16 protein-coding genes are annotated in these 14,631 nt (G+C 71.4%); 9 read left to right on the forward strand and 7 right to left on the reverse strand.

What is annotated here, in order from left to right; all coding sequences use genetic code 11:
• The first annotated feature begins 152 nt into the window (after positions 1–152).
• On the forward strand, positions 153–2,564 hold the full coding sequence (locus ACQEV1_RS11135; protein ID WP_285620231.1) for an ATP-binding SpoIIE family protein phosphatase: 2,412 nt from the start codon (positions 153–155) through the stop codon (positions 2,562–2,564).
• 41 nt (positions 2,565–2,605) lie between these two features.
• A complete protein-coding gene (locus ACQEV1_RS11140; RefSeq protein WP_433393488.1) occupies positions 2,606–3,448 on the forward strand; it encodes an alpha/beta fold hydrolase in 843 nt (280 codons plus the stop codon).
• A gap of 17 nt (positions 3,449–3,465) precedes the next feature.
• Here the strand turns inward: ACQEV1_RS11140 and ACQEV1_RS11145 are convergent, their stop codons facing one another.
• Together ACQEV1_RS11145 and ACQEV1_RS11150 are read right to left on the reverse strand one after the other, a co-directional pair.
• Complete coding sequence (locus ACQEV1_RS11145) at positions 3,466–4,206, reverse strand: SDR family NAD(P)-dependent oxidoreductase (RefSeq protein ID WP_285620229.1); 741 nt, start codon at positions 4,204–4,206, stop codon at positions 3,466–3,468.
• A 202-nt stretch (positions 4,207–4,408) separates the two neighbouring features.
• Positions 4,409–5,380 carry a quinone oxidoreductase family protein gene (locus ACQEV1_RS11150; protein ID WP_433393490.1) on the reverse strand — a complete coding sequence of 324 codons (972 nt, stop codon included), beginning with the start codon at positions 5,378–5,380 and terminating at the stop codon, positions 4,409–4,411.
• A 64-nt stretch (positions 5,381–5,444) separates the two neighbouring features.
• Here ACQEV1_RS11150 and ACQEV1_RS11155 point away from each other — a divergent pair, with 64 nt between their 5' ends.
• Complete coding sequence (locus ACQEV1_RS11155; protein WP_285568655.1) at positions 5,445–5,897, forward strand: MarR family winged helix-turn-helix transcriptional regulator; 453 nt, start codon at positions 5,445–5,447, stop codon at positions 5,895–5,897.
• Here the strand turns inward: ACQEV1_RS11155 and ACQEV1_RS11160 are convergent.
• The 4 genes from ACQEV1_RS11160 to ACQEV1_RS11175 form a co-directional block, all read right to left on the reverse strand.
• Positions 5,894–6,550 carry a lysophospholipid acyltransferase family protein gene (locus ACQEV1_RS11160; RefSeq protein WP_285620227.1) on the reverse strand — a complete coding sequence of 219 codons (657 nt, stop codon included), beginning with the start codon at positions 6,548–6,550 and terminating at the stop codon, positions 5,894–5,896. The genes ACQEV1_RS11155 and ACQEV1_RS11160 overlap by 4 nt on opposite strands.
• Positions 6,551–6,623: 73 nt before the next feature.
• Entirely contained in the window at positions 6,624–7,592 is a 969-nt protein-coding gene (locus tag ACQEV1_RS11165; protein ID WP_433393493.1) for a GNAT family N-acetyltransferase, read from the reverse strand.
• 167 nt (positions 7,593–7,759) lie between these two features.
• Positions 7,760–8,272: a GNAT family N-acetyltransferase gene (locus ACQEV1_RS11170; RefSeq protein WP_285620225.1), complete on the reverse strand. Its 513-nt coding sequence runs from the start codon at positions 8,270–8,272 to the stop codon at positions 7,760–7,762.
• 30 nt (positions 8,273–8,302) lie between these two features.
• Positions 8,303–8,851 (reverse strand): NUDIX hydrolase, encoded by a 549-nt coding sequence (locus ACQEV1_RS11175; RefSeq protein WP_433393495.1) that lies wholly within the window; start codon positions 8,849–8,851, stop codon positions 8,303–8,305.
• Between the two features lie 186 nt (positions 8,852–9,037).
• Here ACQEV1_RS11175 and ACQEV1_RS11180 point away from each other — a divergent pair, with 186 nt between their 5' ends.
• The 4 genes from ACQEV1_RS11180 (at position 9,038) to ACQEV1_RS11195 (ending at position 11,799) form a co-directional block, all read left to right on the forward strand.
• Positions 9,038–9,493, forward strand: coding sequence for a hypothetical protein (locus tag ACQEV1_RS11180; protein WP_285620223.1), 456 nt, complete (start codon positions 9,038–9,040; stop codon positions 9,491–9,493).
• A gap of 61 nt (positions 9,494–9,554) precedes the next feature.
• Positions 9,555–10,229 (forward strand): hypothetical protein, encoded by a 675-nt coding sequence (locus tag ACQEV1_RS11185; RefSeq protein WP_433393498.1) that lies wholly within the window; start codon positions 9,555–9,557, stop codon positions 10,227–10,229.
• A 125-nt stretch (positions 10,230–10,354) separates the two neighbouring features.
• On the forward strand, positions 10,355–11,167 hold the full coding sequence (locus ACQEV1_RS11190; protein WP_433393500.1) for a DsbA family protein: 813 nt from the start codon (positions 10,355–10,357) through the stop codon (positions 11,165–11,167).
• Positions 11,164–11,799, forward strand: a complete 636-nt coding sequence (locus ACQEV1_RS11195; protein WP_433393502.1) for a vitamin K epoxide reductase family protein — start codon at positions 11,164–11,166, stop codon at positions 11,797–11,799. Before ACQEV1_RS11190 ends, ACQEV1_RS11195 begins: the two co-directional genes overlap by 4 nt.
• A 59-nt stretch (positions 11,800–11,858) precedes the next feature.
• Here the strand turns inward: ACQEV1_RS11195 and ACQEV1_RS11200 are convergent, their stop codons facing one another.
• On the reverse strand, positions 11,859–12,878 hold the full coding sequence (locus ACQEV1_RS11200; protein WP_433393504.1) for an aldo/keto reductase: 1,020 nt from the start codon (positions 12,876–12,878) through the stop codon (positions 11,859–11,861).
• A gap of 139 nt (positions 12,879–13,017) precedes the next feature.
• Between ACQEV1_RS11200 and ACQEV1_RS11205 the strand changes: the two genes are divergently transcribed.
• Both ACQEV1_RS11205 and ACQEV1_RS11210 read left to right on the forward strand, forming a co-directional pair.
• A complete protein-coding gene (locus ACQEV1_RS11205) occupies positions 13,018–13,608 on the forward strand; it encodes a TetR/AcrR family transcriptional regulator (RefSeq protein WP_433393506.1) in 591 nt (196 codons plus the stop codon).
• Between the two features lie 487 nt (positions 13,609–14,095).
• The gene (locus ACQEV1_RS11210) at positions 14,096–14,509 is read left to right on the forward strand and encodes a DUF7144 family membrane protein (RefSeq protein WP_433393508.1); all 414 of its coding nucleotides are present in this window, start codon (positions 14,096–14,098) and stop codon (positions 14,507–14,509) included.
• Positions 14,510–14,631: the final 122 nt, after the last annotated feature.

Here is a 14,631-nt window from a genome sequence, read left to right on the forward strand (position 1 = left end):
GCGGACGGGGCTGCTGGGACCCGCTGGCCTGGCCGGTCCCATGACGTTGGGGCGAAAACCGAGGCGAATATGCCGCGCGGTCTGTAGCGTGCCCCTCACAACGGGTGCAGGGGGGCTGTGCGAAGCGCTCGTTCGGGGAGGTGTCCTTGCCGGTGAAACGTCGCCATGCCGTCGCTCGTCCCGCGGTCGCGGGCTCGCCCCGTCTGCTGCACGAGCATCTGCTCGGCCTCGCCCCCATGGCCGTGATCCTCCTCAACGACCTCGGCCACGTGACCCACTGGAGCCACACCGCGGACGAGATCTTCGGATTAGCGCACGAGGAGGCCGCCGGCCGCCCGCTGCGTACGCTCCTGCGGCTGCCGCAGGAGCACGGTGACGCGTTCGAGCCCGGCGGCTCCCGCATCAGGCACGCCTGGACCGGCGCCTTCCTGGTCCCGGCCATGGACGACGGCCCGCTCCGCGAGGTCGCCTGGTGGGTCTATCCGCTCAGCGGCCCCGACCGGGCCCGCGTCCTGGCGATCGCCGCCGACGCCAACCGGCTGCGCGACGGCGGGCCCGGCCTCGCGCTGGGCGACGTCCTCGTCAAGGCCCCCTCCCCGACCCCGCTGACCAGCGAGAGCGGCGTACGCCTCCTGCGCGTCGAGCCGACCCTCCTGCCTCCCGGCGGCGCCGACCCGTCGATGCTCGGCCGGCGGCTGACCGAGATGCTGCCGGCCATGCCGCCCGGCGCCGCCGAATCGATCGTCCGCCAGGTCCTCATCCGCGGCTATCCCGCGGTCAACGTCAGCGTCACCGCGCGGCTGCCGTTCGCGGCCTACTTCGGCACCCCGCCGTCCCCGGAGCAGCGCATCACCAAGGTCGGCGAGCCGCGGCGCGCGACGGCGCCCGTACGCGCGCTCGACCGGTCGGCGGCCCAGGAGCGGCTCGACTTCCTCAACGACGCGGGCAGCCGGATCGTCGACACGCTCGACCCGGTGCAGACCGCGGCGGCGCTGTGCACCGCGCTGGTGCCGCGCTTCGCCGACTTCGCCGACGTCCAGCTCCTCGAGTCGATCGTCTCCGACCAGGAGCTGCCCCCGCTGACCCCCGACGAGTCGCCCACGGCCGTACGCGTGGCGGTGAGCCACGACGACGCGTACGGGCGCTGGGACGACCTGGTGCCGCGCGACGAGAAGCTCCGCCTGCCCGCCGCCACTCCGTTCACCCAGAGCCTGCTGACCGGGCACAGCGTCAGCGTTCCCAAGGTCAGCGAGCGGTTCGCGCGCCGGATGTCGGCCCGTTTCGCCGATCGCGACTTCCGGCCGCTGCTGCAGGGCCGCGCGCTCCTCGTCTCCCCGCTGATCGCCCGCGGCACCGCGCTGGGCAACCTCACGCTGCTGCGGCGGCCCGACCGTCCGGCGTTCGACCAGTTCGACGTCGCGATGGTGGAGGAGCTCTGCCGTCGCGCGGCGGTCTGCGTCGACAACGGGCGGCTCTACCGGCGCGAGAGCCGCGCGGCGAGAGAGCTGCAGAAGACCATGCTGCCCGACGCGCCGCCCGTCGTCGCCGGCGCGCAGATCTGCTACCGCTACGTCCCGGCCAACGAGGCCGTGCGCGTGGGCGGCGACTGGTTCGACGCGATCCCGCTCCCGGGCGGCCGGCTGGCGCTCGTCGTGGGCGACGTCATGGGACACGGCATGACCTCAGCGGCGATCATGGGCCAGTTCCGCACGGCCGTGCGCACCCTGGCCGCGCAGGACCTGCCGCCGGGCCGGCTGCTGCGCCAGCTCGACGACCTCGCCCGCCGGCTCGGCGACGAGTACATCGCGACCTGCATCTACGTCGTGTACGACCCGGTGGCGCGGCGCTGCGAGGTGGCCAACGCCGGGCACCTCCCGCCGGTGCTGGTCTCGCCGTTCGGCGACAGCGAGCTGCTCGACGTACCCTCCGGCGCGCCGATCGGCGTCGGCGGCGTCGCGTTCGAGACCGCCGAGTTCGAGGTGGAGGACGACAGCCAGTTCGTGCTGTGCACCGACGGCCTGGTCGAACGCCGGGGCCAGGCCATCGACGTGGGCCTCGCCGCGCTGCGGGAGTACCTCAGCGGCCCGCCGCAGCCCCTGGAGAGCGTGTGCCAGACCCTGATCGACGGCTTCGGCGCCAACCGTCCGCGCGACGACGACATCGCGCTGCTCGCGGTGCGGTTCAAGGGCATACCCAAGGACGACGTCATCTCCTGGACGTTCGACGCGCTCCCGGTCCGCGTCCGCCACTCCCGCGAGCTGGTCCGCGAGGCCCTGGCGACCTGGGGGCTGACCGAACTGGCCGACACGGTCGAGCTGCTGGTGAGCGAGCTGGTCACCAACGCCGTACGCCACGGCGCGGGCGACATCGGACTCCGCCTGATCCGTACCGACTCTCTTCTGTGCGAGGTCCGCGACGACGGGCACGAGCTCCCGGCGCTGCGCCGCGCCGACGTCACCGCGGAGAACGGCCGCGGCCTGCAACTGGTCACCGCCCTCGCCGAACGCTGGGGCACCCAGCGCACCCCGACCGGCAAGGTCGTCTGGTTCGAGCAGTCGCTGTAACGCTTTGCGTTGAGCGTTTCCCGGCCGTGAGGATGGGGCCCGTGCCTGCCTTCGCCGCCGCCGCCGACGGGACCCGCCTCGCCTTTCACCTTCTCGGCGTGGGCGAGCCCCTGCTCTGCCTGCCCGGCGGGCCGATGCGCGCCTCCGCCTACCTCGGTGACCTCGGCGGGCTGGCGAGGCGACGCCGGCTGGTCCGGCTCGACCTGCGGGGCACCGGAGACTCCGGCGTGCCCGCCGACCCTGGCACGTACCGCTGCGACCGGCAGCTCGCCGACGTCGAGGCCCTGCGCGCCCACCTCGGCCTGGACCGCGTCGATCTGCTCGCGCACTCGGCCGCGGGGGACCTCGCGCTGCTGTACGCGGCCCGCCATCCCCGGCGCGTCCGCAGCCTCACCCTGGTCACGGCCCGCGCCCGCGCGCTCGGGATCGACTTCACCGTGGAGCACCGCCGGGAGGCCGCCGCGCTGCGATCGGCCGAGCCGTGGTACGCGACCGCCCGGCCGTCCTTCGACGCCATCTGGGCCGGCACCGCGACCGACGACGACTGGGACGCCGCCGCGCCCTTCTTCTACGGCCGCTGGGACGCGACCGCACGGGCGCACGCCACGTCCGAGGCGGAGCAGGTGAACGAGCAGGCCGCCGAGCGGTACGCGTCCGCCGGCGCCTTCGCGCCCGCCGCGACCCGCGCCGCCCTGGGGGCCCCGGCGCTCGTCCTGGCCGGAGAGCTGGACGGCGGCCCGCTTCCCCGCGTCGCGGCCGCCGTCGCGAAGCTGCTGCCGGACGCCGAGCTCGTCGTCCAGCCGGGCGCCGGCCACTACCCGTGGCTCGACGACCCGGCCGTCTTCACCCGTTCCGTCGAGACGTTCCTCGCCCGTACCGCTTAGGGCCCTCCCCGCGGTCGTCAGGCGGTGAAGCCGCCATCGACGTTGATCACGGCGCCGGTGACGTACCGGCCGCCGTCACCCGCGAGATGAGCGACGGTGGCGGCGATGTCACGCGGTTCGGCGTAGCGGCCCAGGGCGGTGAAGCCCCGGATCGCGTCGGCGTTCGGGCCGTCCGCGGGGTTGGCGTCGGTGTCGGTCGGGCCGGGGTGGACCAGGTTCGCGGTGATGCCGCGGGGGCCCAGGTCGCGGGCCAGCCCCTTGGTCATGCCGACGAGCGCGGTCTTGCTCAGCGCGTAGAGCGTGAACCCGGGGAACGTCGCGCGTTCGGCCATGTTGCTGCCGATGCTGATGATCCGGCCGCCCTCGGTCATGTGGCGCGCCGCCGCCTGCGAGGCCACGAACGGCGCCCGCACGTTGACCGCGAGAGTGCGGTCGAGCTCCGCCGGGCCGAGGTCGTCGAGCGGCCCGACGATGAACACTCCGGCGTTGTTGACCAGGATGTCCAGCCCGCCGAACGTCCCCACGGCCGTGTCCACGGCGGCGGTGAGGGCGGCGACGTCCGCGCTGTCGGCCTGGATCGCCAGCCCCCGGCGGCCGATGCCCTTGATCTGGTCGACCACCGCGTCCGCGCGTACGGTGTCGCGTTCGTAGGTGAGGGCGACGTCGGCCCCGCCCTCGGCCAGCCGTAGGGCCACGGCCGCGCCGATGCCCCGGCTACCACCGGTGACCAGGGCTACCTTGCCTTCGATTTCCTTCATGCCGTCGAGAATGATCGCCCGCCGACGCGAGCGCTGGCCGGAATGCGACCTGACGTTCGCCCTGCTCTAGGGCCTGTCTCGAAGCCCCGCTGTCCTACTGCGCGGCGCCCAGACGCCGCCTCGCCGCGTTGTCGTCGGTCGCCAGCCAACACCAGGCTGACTCCCTCCTCCGCCTTGCGACGCGCCGCCTGGACACCGCTCGCTACGGACGGGGACTTCGAGACAGACCCTGGGGGATGAACACGGTGCGCCGGTCGGTGCCGGCCTTCGGCCAGGCGGACTCCACGTCCGCCAGCGGCACCGGTGCGACGTCGAATGTGATCTCGCCCGCGGTGACCCGCCGGAGCACCTCCGCGTAGCCGGCTGCGGCGTCGGCGACGGAGGCCGCCCCGCCGATCCCGCTGCCGGCGAGCTGTACCGGCGCCCGGCGCAGCGCGATGGCGGGCAGGGACGCCGTCTCGCCCGCGCTCATGCCGACCAGGATGTACCGCGTCCGCTCGGCGGCGGGCCGGGTGCTCGGCAGCGCGGCGAAGACCGCTTCGGCCGGCGCGCCCCACAGGTAGTCGGCGACCAGGTCGTACGGGCCTTCGCCGGCGATCGCCGCGGCCAGTTCGTCGTGCGGGCGATCGACCCGGATCGCGGCGTCCACACCGCGCGCCACGAGCTCGTCCAGGATCCGCTGGTCGCGTCCGGCCGCGACGACGCGCGCGCCGCGGCCCTTGGCGAGCTGCGCCGCGATCCGGCCGGACGCCCCGGTCGCGCCGAGCACGAGGACGGTCTGCCCGGCCGTCACCTCGCCCTCCACGACGATGGTCTTCCAGGCGGCACCGCCGGGGTTGAGCACCGCGGCCGCCGTGGCGTCGTCGATGCCGTCGGGCACCGGCAGCCACAGGCCGCGCCGTACGAGGGTCCGCTCGGCCATCCCGCCGTACGGCGGCCGGAGACCGAAGAACGCCACCCGCGTCCCGTCGTCCAGCCGCCCCACGCCGTCGAGCCCGACGACCGTGGGGAACGCCGGCGGGGCGTAGTGCACGCCCGCGGCCATCCAGCGGTCGGACGGCTTCAGCGCCGCCGCGGTGACCGTCACGACCTCCTCGTCCGCACCGGCCACCGGCGCGGGGAACGTCTCATAGCGCGGCGTACGGCCGAGCCCGTGCAGTACGGCGGCGTGCATGGCCACTCCAATTCCGTTCACTGTGAACGGAACCGTAGCACCGAACCGGTGCATAATGAACGGAATGGAAGAGGCCGAGGACTACTACGACGTCTGGCTCGGCATGCTCGGGCGGGTCTCCCGCCCCCGGTTCTTCGCGCTGATCCTCGACCGGGCCGGGGTCGACCTGGACCTGGACCTGATCCGCTACCTCGTCCACATCGACCTGCGCGGCCCGATCGGCGTCCTCGAACTGGCCGAGCTCGCCGAGCAGAACCACCCGAAGGCCAGCCGCTCACTGGCCCGGCTCGAAGGGCGGGGCCTGATCCGCCGGGACGAGGCGCCGCACGATCGGCGGATCAAGACCGCGACGGTCACCCCTGAGGGCCACCGCGTGGTCGAGGCGATCAACCAGGGTCGGCGTCGCGTCCTCGACGAGGTGTTCGCCGGCTGGAGCGCGCGTGACCGTACCGAGCTGGCCCGCCTCACCCGCCGGTTCGCGGACGGGATGTTCGCCCTGGTCGACGCGCAGTCTTAGGCGGCGGTGACCTTGGAGCGCTCGTTGTAGGTGCCGGTGTACTCCTGGCCGGACAGCTTCTGGATCTCCTGCATGATCTCGTCGACCAGCGCGCGGCGGCCGCGTGCGGGCGGCATGTCGGCGAAGGGCTTGGAGTCGATCGGCTTGCCGAACGTCACGCCCGGCCGGTGGATGCGCGGCAGGCGGGCGCCGACGGGCATGATCCGCTGCGTGTCGCGTACGGCGACCGGGACGATGCTCACCTGGGCGTTCAGCGCGAGCCAGCCCACGCCCGTGTGCCCCCGGTAGAGGCGGCCGTCCTCGGAGCGGGTGCCTTCGGGGTAGATGGCGAAGGCGTTGCCCTCGCCGAGGGTCTTGAGCGCGATGTCGAGCGCGGCGACGGCCGCCCGCTGCTCCGTGCGCGGCACCGGGATGTGGCCCATCGAGCTGAGGAACGCGCCGAGGACGCTGCTGTCGAAGTACTCGGCCTTGGCCAGGAACGTGACGCGGCGGGGCATGACGAGAGGGATCAGCACGCTGTCCACGAACGACAGATGGTTGCTGGCGAAGATGATCGGACCTTCGGCCGGAACGTTCTCCAGGCCCGAGACCACCGGCCGGAAGACGATCTTCAGCAGCCGCCGGACGACGGTGGACATGAACCAGTACAGCACCTGTGCCTCCCTGAACTCTCAGTAACTGTAGACCGTCAAGCTCAGGAGAAGGTCGCGGTGCGGGCGGCGGTCGTCAAAGCTCGTAGTGGTATTGCCGTGTCTTGCGCAGCGGACGGAACCCCAGCCGCTCGTTGACGGCGAGCATGTGCTCGTTGTCCTCGGCGTTGTCGGTCTCGATCTCCTCGACCGCCGGCCACTCGGCGCGCAGCCACTCGAGCATCGCGGCCTTGACCCACAGGCCGAGCCCGTTGCCGCGGTGCTCGGGCACCACGGCCGTGTCGGACTGGATGGCCCGGGTGCCGTCGCCGACCGGGATGACCAGCTCGGTGAAGCCGGCGATCGTGCCGCCGTGCAGGGCGCCGACCGTGAGGAGGGTGTCGCCGCGCTTCTCCACGACCTCGGCCATGTCGCGGACGCGGTCGGCGTCCCAGGTGGTCGTGGTGTCCATGTCGCCGGCGGGCATGTCGCCCATGGCGGACTTGGCGGTGGCGAACGTGTCGGCCAGCTCGTCGGGTACGACGCCGAGCCAGCGCGTCAGGTGGTAGCCCGGGTGCTCGGCGTGCACGATCTCCGTGATGCCGGTCACCTCGCGTACGTCGAGCAGGAGCAGGCTGAGGGAGAGCACGCAGGCGAACCCCTTGGCCTCGAGGAACGCGGCGCCCGGAGTGTCGGAGGAGGCCTCAACGACGAGGCTGCGGCGTCTCTCCCGGCGTGCGGCCTCGGCGACGGTCTCGAGCAGGCGCGAGCCGACGCCGCGCCGCCGGTGGTCCGGATGGACGTCGATCGTGACCTGGCCGAGGTGGTCGCGCCCCGGGCCGTCGAAGAGGCGGAGCCGCGCGACCCCGGTCAGCACGTCGCCGGTCCGGACGGTCCACCGCAGATCGCGGCTGTCCAGACCCGGGGTGGTCAGGTCGCCGTGCACGTGGTCGAGCGTGGGCATCGGCTCGCCGGGCAGGTCACGGGCCACCGACGCGGCGAGGACGTCATGCCATGCCGCGACGTCGCTATCCGAGATGTCGTGCAGTTGCTGAACCGTGTCCAAGGAGGCTCCTCGAATGGTTGGCTCGCCTTCCTATGGACCGTACGCGCCACGGCGGTGACGCGTCTGTCATTCGAGGTAGCCGCCTGGGGGCGTAACTATGGGTTTGACCGCTATGCCGGAGAGATTCAGGCATATTGATCATGATTCATCGGGCACGGGCGACAAGATCACCCGCGCTCGAGGGTCTTCCGCAGCAGTACCGCCTGCCGCCGGTAACCCATGCGCTCCTCGTAGAACGGGACCGAGAGCGGGCTGCTGAGGTTGGTGTCCGTCACCGCGACCACCGCCCCGCCCGCGCGCCCCCATTCCTCGGCTGCCTCCATCAGGGCTGTGCCCACGCCCCGGCGCCGGTAATCCTCCGTGACCGCGAGGAGGTTCACCACGAGACGCGTGCGCGACAGATCGCGCTGGATCTGCCGGTGGGCGTCCGGCGCGGGCCGCAGGATCGCCGCCTCGATGATTCCCACCACGCCGTGCGGCGGAATCTCGGCCACCCGCCACAGTTCGTCGGCCGTGCGTTCCTCGCGGATGGCCGCCTCGAACCACTCCGCGAGACCGTCCTCCTCCGGCACCTGGATCACCTCGGGGACGAGCGCGGAGTAGTAGCGCCCGGCGTCCGCCCACGCTCGCGCGCAGCCTTCCCCGTCGCCGGGCCTGATGTCGCGAATCGTTGGACGCATGGGCGGATTCTCCTCCGCGCCGGGCGACGATCAAGTCCCTTCCGCCGCGCCCCCGGGGTCGGAGAGCACGTGGAGGAGGCCGATCAGCGTCGGGCCGTTCACGATCTTCCCGTCGGCGATGAGGCCGCGGACGCTGGAGAGCGGCACCCAGGCGACGCGCTCGGCCTCGGTGATGTCGGTCGGCGGGCCGATGTGCTGGGCGCCGTCCGCGCGGAAGATGTGATGACGCGAGTCGACCGAGCCGCTGGAGGGCTGGGAGACGACGATCAGCCGCGGCGGCCCCGGGCGCCAGCCGGTCTCCTCCTCGGCCTCGCGCACCGCGGCCTCCTCGGGGGTCTCGCCCTCCTCGATCCGCCCGGCCGGGATCTCCCAGCCCCAGGTGTCGGTGACGTGCCGGTGGCGCCACATCAGCAGGACGCGGTCGCGTCCGTCCAGGATCACGACGGCCGCCACGGGCCGCGCCATCCGTACGACGTGCTGTTCGAACCGCTTGCCGTCCGGGAGTTCGACGTCGACCAGGTCGAGACTGATCCACGAACTCTCATAGATCGCCCGCCGTCCGTGGACCGTCCACCGCATGAAGGCCATCCTTCCCGCTCATCCGCGTCGGCCCCGCGCCGACCCCGGCCCTTGGCGATACACCGTCACCATGTTTCCTCCTGTCTCATATGCCACATGTGAGGCTTTTTCACCTCTTCCGGCCAAGACCGTGGTGCCGCGCCACGGGGGTGCTTTGCTGACGGGTACCGCGAGCAGAGGACGGTCATGGCCAGACGAACCCGCAGCCAGGCGCAGTGGGCGTGGTGGACGGGAATCGCGGTGCTGGGAGCCTTCGCCCTGTTCGCGGGCACCTGGAGGCTGTGGGCGCTGACTGCGTTGGTCTGGTCCATGTACGAGCTGTGCTTCTGCCCGACCAGGTGCGGAGTGGCCACGCGCGAGGGCGACGCCTGCCGGAACGGCGCCCGCGGCCGCCTGTTCGCCTGCACGAACGTCGCGGGTCACCAGCAGCTCAAGACGGACGCCCTGTGGCGCCTGCCCGGCCGGGGCAACCCGCTGGCCCGCCTCCGCCCGAGGTACGGCGACGGCGCGCCGTCGCACCGCAAGACGCCGGCGCCGCCCTCTCACGCGGTGGAGCCGAACCAGCGCATCGTGGCCTACGTCGCGGTCGTGTGCGTGTTCGCCGTCGTCATCCAGACCGCGGTGGGGCTCGCCACTCTCTGACATCGGCTTTCTCCGGGAACGCGGACTTCTGGACGTCGGCCCGTGATGTCATACTCGCCCCATGAGGGCGGGTTACGGGCTGCGGGCGGCGCGTGCGGTGGTGTTCACCGTGCTGTCCGTGCTGCTGTCCGCCGGAGGCCGTCTCGTGGTGACCGGCAGGCCGTTGCCGCTGACCACGCTGCTGGCCGCCGGAGCCGCCGTCTTCCTCCTGGCCCTGCTGCTGACCGGGGCGGAGCGCCGCTTCCTCCAGATCGCGGCCATGCTGGTCCCGGCCGAGCTGGCGCTGAACGCGCTGTTCAACACCGTGCAGGAGCGGTGTGCCGTGGCCGTGCCGGGCGCGGGTTCCGGCGGCTGGCCGGGGCTGCTCGTCTGTGGCGGCGGCTCGGTGCGTCCGGGCCTGCTCGGCGCCGCCGCTGTTTCTCCCTCCCACTCACTGGCCGCTCTGGCCGCCGGCCAGGTCCTGGTGCTGCTCGCGCTGCACACCGTGGTCGCGCTCGTGATGGCCGCCTGGCTGCGGCGCGGTGAGGCGGCCGTCTTCGTGGTGCTGCGCGCGGCCGCGGCGCTGAGCTGGACCGGGTTGACGGTGCTGTGGGCGCTGCTCACGGCGGCCACTCCTGACCCGCTGCCGCCCGCGTGGCGGGTGCCGCCGCTGGAGCGGCCGTGCCCCGGCCCCCGGCACGTGCTGCGACGTACCTCGACACGACGGGGCCCGCCGGTTCTCGCTCCGGCCTGCTGAGAGACCGCCCGGCCCCCGTACGCCTCGCCGTACGGCGTCCCCGGCTGTCTCCGGAGGGGACCCGTCCGCGGGTCTCCCGCTCAGGTCATGCGTCCCTTTCTCCACTCTTCGAGCCGAGGACGGCCATGAGCGACAACCAGAACACCAAGAACACGACGAAGAGCTCCCGATCCGCGCGGTCGCGCCTGCACGCCGAACAACTCCGGCGGAGGCGGGCACACGCCCGCCGGCGCAAGGCCGGCATCGCCGCGGCCATCACGGCGATCCTCCTGGGCGGCGGAACGGCCCTGGCGATCGGCACCGCGAGCGGCGGTGCCGAGGACGGCCGGGTGACGATACCCGCGAACGCCTCCGGCACCGACGGCACGGTGATCGTCTATGGCAGGGCGACGGCGCCTGACACCCTGGACGTCTGGGAGGACTTCCGCTGCCCGTACTGCGGCAAGCTGGAGAAGACCGACGGCAAGGCCATCCAGCGACTCGCCGACACGGGCGTCTACAAGATCCAGTACCACATGGGCACCTTCCTGGACGGCAACCTGGGCGGCCACGGCTCGACGGAGGCGTTGCAGGCCGCCGGTGCCGCGCTCAACGAGGGCGCGGCGCGGTTCAAGGCGTTCCACGACGTTCTGTACGCCGGCCAGCCCGACGAACGGACCGACGGCTTCGCCGACCAGAGCCGGCTGCTCGCCCTCGCCGCGAAGGTGCCCGGCCTGACCACGCCCGCCTTCGTCCAGGCCGTCAAGGACCGCACCTACGCGGGCTGGGCGCACAAGGTCAGTGACGCCTTCAACCGCAGCGGGGTCGACGGCACCCCGACGCTGAAGCTGAACGGCCGGCCGCTGGCCGTACTCGACGGCGCGGGGAACCCGATCGCGCCGGCGCGGTACACCGCGCTCGTCCAGCAGTCCATCTCCGGCCGTTCGCAGCGGTCATGACCACGTCGGCGTCCACCCTCTCGGCGGCCACGCGTCCGCGGGCGGTGTCCGGGAGCGGCCCGCTGGCCTGGTCGCTGCTGCTCGCCGGAGCGCTGGGCCTGGCCGCCTCGGCCGTCCTCACCCTGGAGAAGATCCGTCTCCTGGAGAACCCGAACTACCGGCCGAGCTGCAACATCAACCCGATCATCAGCTGTGGCTCGGTGATGCGCACGCCGCAGGCAGCCGCCTTCGGCTTCCCCAACCCGTTCCTCGGCATCGCGGGCTTCTCCGCCGTGATCGTCGTCGGTGCCGCCCTGCTCGCCGGCGCGGCCTTCCGCCGCTGGTTCTGGCTCGGGCTCCAGGCGGGCGTCCTGTTCGGAGTCGTGTTCGTGCACTGGCTCATCGACCAGACGCTCTACCACATCGGCGCGCTGTGCCCGTACTGCATGGTGGTGTGGACCGCGACGATCCCGCTGTTCTGGTACGTCACGCTGCACAACGTCCGGCGCGGGGTGATACCGGTCCCGGGATCGTGGCGACCGGCGGCACGGGTGGTCGCCCGTTACCACTGGGTGGTGCCGCTGGCCTGGTACGTGCTCATCGCACTGCTGATCCTCAACCGGTTCTGGTACTACTGGCGCACTCTGCCGTAGCGAGACGGCGGAACCTCCCGGACCCGACGTCGGGTCCGGGAGGTTCCGGCGCAGGGCGATCAGCGGCGGCGCAGCGACGGGTCGAGCAGGGCGGGCGGAGTGTCGATCTTCTCCTCCGGGGCGAGGTCGACGCCGGGTGCGACGATCTCGTCGACGGCGTCCAGAACGTCGGGGGAGAGCACCGTGTCCGCGGCGGCGAGCTGGGAACGCAGATGATCCAGCGTGCGGGGGCCGATGATCGCGCTGGTCACGGCCGGGTGCGCGGTCACGAAACCGAGCGCGAGCTGGATCATCGTCAGACCGGCCTCGTCGGCGATCTTCGCCAGCCGCTCGACCGCGTCGAGCCGGGCACGGTTGGCCGGGACGGAGAGGTCGAAGCGCTGCGGCATGAACGCCGAGCGGTTGGTGGTGATCTCCCGGCCCTCGCGGATCGCGCCCGACAGCCAGCCCGAGGCCAACGGGCTCCACGCCAGCACCCCGAGTCCGTACTGCTCGGTGGCGGGCAGTACGTGCGCCTCGATTCCGCGCTGCAGGATCGAGTAGCTCGGCTGCTCGGTGACGTACCGGCCCAGGTGGTTCTCCCGGGCGGCCCACTGGGCCTGCACGATGCGATACGCGGGGAACGTCGAGGAGCCGAAGTAGCGGATCTTGCCCGCGCGCCGCAGGTCGGTCAGGGCCGACAGCGTCTCCTCGTCGCTGGTCGTCGGGTCCCACCGGTGGATCTGGTAGAGGTCGACGTGGTCGACGCCGAGGCGACGCAGGCTGTCGTCCAGCGCGGTGACGAGCCAGCGGCGTGAACTGCCCTGGTGGTTGCGCTCGTCGCCCATCGGCATGTTCGCCTTCGTGGCCAGCACGATGTCCTCACGGCGCCCCGCGATGGCCCGGCCGACCATCTCCTCCGACTCGCCGTTGCCGTACATGTCGGCGGTGTCGATGAGGTTGATCCCCGCCTCGAGGGCGGCGTCGACGATGGCGGTGGCCTCGTCCTGGGTGGTGCGTCCGATCCTGCCGAAGTTCATCGCGCCGAGCACGAGGGAGCTGACCTGGACACCGGTGCGGCCCAAGGTGCGGTACTGCATGACAGTGTTTCCTTCATCCGGGTGTACGTGGTTTGGGCACCGGCCCCCTGCTCTGGCATCATGAGCAAACGGAACCGTGTTCCGAAACGATACGGAACACTGTTTCGGTTTGGCAAGTTCCGACGGAAGGAGAGGCGCGGTGAACGACGGCGACGGGGGCGCGGGGAGTACGGCCCCGCGCAAACGGTCCGACGCCCGGCGCAACGAGAGAACGCTGCTCGACGCCGCCGCGGCGGTCTTCGTGACCTCGGGCGTCGAAGCGCCGGTGCGCGACATCGCGGCCAGAGCGGGAGTCGGGGTGGCCACGATCTATCGCCACTTCCCGACGCGGGCGGATCTGATCATCGCCGTCTACCGGCACCAGGTCGAGGCCTGCGCCGAGGCCGGCCCGGCCCTGCTGGAGAGCAGCGCGACCCCGCACGCCGCGCTGGAGCGATGGGTCAACCTGTTCGTCGACTTCCTGGTCACCAAGCACGGGCTCGCCGCGGTGCTGCGATCCGACGACCCCGGCTTCGGCGCGCTGCACGCCTACTTCATCGACCGCCTCCTGCCCGTGTGCGCCCGGCTGCTCGAAGCCGCGGCCGCCGCCGGCGAGATCCGCGCGGACGTCGACGCGTACGAACTCATGCGCGGCGTCGGAAACCTCTGCATCGGCGCGGACAACGACCCCCGCTACGACGCACGCCGACTGGTCGAACTCGTCATCGCCGGACTGCGCGTACGGCGATAGCTTCCGGATCGATGTTCCGGAAAACCTGAAGCTCGGCGGCAAGGTGGGTGGGTGGCCGTCGACCTGAATGGGCGTCCAGCCGGTGCGGAGGTCTCCATGAAGCGAACCGCGCGACGATGGACGTTCGTCTGGCTTCCAACCGTCGCGGACCTCGGCTTCTGGGGTGGTACGGCTGGCCTGATGCTCAATGGGCCGACCAAGGTCAATGGCCGGGGCGGAAGGGCCCGTCGGGACACTAAGCGAACCAACCGGACTCACGAAATATCGGGTCGGAGCATCTGACACGGCGCCCAGCTACCGGGCGATGTTCGAACGGCGTCACGGCCTTGCCTCGCATGGCCGCGCCGCTGGTCGGCTGCCCCGCGGATCGTCTCGATGTGCCAAGGCCGTCCCATGGAATCGGCTATCAAATGACTGGTGCCGTTTAGGGCGGACAGCGGGCAGGGAACGGGGGTTGCTGTACAGGCCTGTCGACCGGAGGGCTGCCATGCCGCGTATTGCCGGAGGTCGCACTTCTCGCGAACCGATCACATCGGGCTTGTTGTCATTCGCTGGTTTTCTGATTGGATTGGTCGGCTTCTTCAACATAGTGGATGGCCTTACCTCTTTGACTAAGAGGACCCTCTATCTGGTCCCATCGAGCAAGCTGCTCGTCTTTGATTTCACCGCCTGGGGTTGGATCTGGATCATCGTGGGGATCTTGCAGATCTTCGTTGGTGTTTCGATTTTTGCAAGACGAGCGTGGGCGAGAACGGCAGGAATCACACTCATGCTGCTTGCCATCGCCGGTCAGTTCGCCTTTATGAACGCATTTCCGCTGTGGTCGATAGTCATAATCGCCGTGTCTCTTGTGGCTATCTATCTGTTGATGGTTCCGGCGCCGGGTTCGCTCGCGCACTGACCGGAGTGCCGGCACGAACGCCACGGTGACATGGCCTCAGTAAGACTGCGCCGGATAGCCGTCGAAGCCAACGAGAACGCGAACGACACGCTGCGACGGCAAGGTTGAGCTGAGTGACTGCG

Origin of the sequence: Actinoallomurus sp. CA-142502, from assembly GCF_050936355.1 — a bacterium.
Taxonomy (GTDB): Bacteria; Actinomycetota; Actinomycetes; order Streptosporangiales; family Streptosporangiaceae; genus Actinoallomurus; species Actinoallomurus iriomotensis.